This window comes from Mesorhizobium sp. M0664 (assembly GCF_040320565.1).
GTDB lineage: Bacteria > Pseudomonadota > Alphaproteobacteria > Rhizobiales > Rhizobiaceae > Mesorhizobium.
Genome location: NZ_JAMYPW010000108.1, coordinates 1 through 1,159 on the forward strand (window position 1 = coordinate 1; position 1,159 = coordinate 1,159).

Annotated in this window: 1 protein-coding gene and 1 pseudogene; one reads left to right on the forward strand and one right to left on the reverse strand. The window is 54.6% G+C overall.

Features of this window, described 5'->3' with window-relative positions; all coding sequences use genetic code 11:
- Positions 1-559: glycoside hydrolase family protein (locus tag NKI39_RS34145; RefSeq protein ID WP_502898656.1), on the reverse strand; the 559-nt coding region annotated here is incomplete at its 3' end.
- 398 nt (positions 560-957) lie between these two features.
- Here NKI39_RS34145 and NKI39_RS34150 point away from each other — a divergent pair.
- A pseudogene (locus NKI39_RS34150) lies at positions 958-1,159 on the forward strand (glycosyltransferase family 1 protein); the annotation flags it as partial.

Below are 1,159 nucleotides of genomic sequence, written 5' to 3' on the forward strand. Positions count from 1 at the left end.
CGAGATGATCGAGTATCTTGCCGAGACGTTTCCATGGCCCGAACCAGGAATCGGATTGGCTGCGCGCCAGATAGACATCAGGCTGGGGCACCCTGGTGAACTTGGGCATGCCTGAATAGACGATATAGCGCTTGCCGTCGACGATTGCCGGATGGGGATCGTAGATGCCGTCCTCATCGGTGTCGGGCAGCGACAATATCGCCGGATTGAGCACCACCCAATGAAAGCCGTCATTGGAGACCGCGTGCTCGCAACGTCCGCCGGACTTCATGAATTCGGTCTGGATGAACATATGGAAGACGCCGCACTCATGAATGACGCCGGGCGCTGCAACCCCCGATCCGGCTATAGGCAAGACGGTCGGCGCGTGCTCTGTCCAGGGCCCGTAGAGATCCGGCGCCGTGGCGTGGAGAATCTTCCAGCTTTCGGTCGTGACCGTACCGCTTGAGCCGAAGACGTGCCAGAGCGTGCCGTCGAAAACGGGACAAGGGTCCTTCAGGTCATCCACGACCTGCGGGTGAAACAATGGAAAGACGTTGGTTTCAAAGTCGATCTTCATTCGCCAGCCATCCCTCGATTCGTCTCGGTCTCCATTAAATGAACCACCGGCGCGACTCAGATAAACCGATTCCAAGCGTATTTATAGCTCCGCCGATGAACGGTTGTTGAACGATAGAAGGATTTCAACCGCTCTGTGGCAAAGGGCCACATTTGCAGAGCCCGACCGGACGCGAGGGGCCTCATCATGTGGATCAATGGGGGCGGCCGGCTCGCCCCTTCTGTGTTGAGCCATCGCAAGTGGAGCGGACGGCTGGTCTCGCCTGAACAGTTTTGCAGCTGTGGAACAACTTACTGGGATGGAAGTTATATAGAAGGCTGCGAACTTCATGTCAAAGCTGCCTCGATTGACTTTTCGTTAATCGAGGCATTTTCTAACTATATCGAAGGATAATCTACATGGAAATGGCGGCGGGCCGGCCCAAAACACGAAAAATCGCTGTACAACCGTCTATTTTAATTTGCTTTTCACACCTCCGATGGAACTTCGTATATCAGAGACCACAACACATTCTAACCCTGGCGTCAAAACAGCAACAGCTAATTTACTTCGAAGAGCCGATCTTCGATGAGAGGCGCCACCCTTCGATGCGGGTGCACA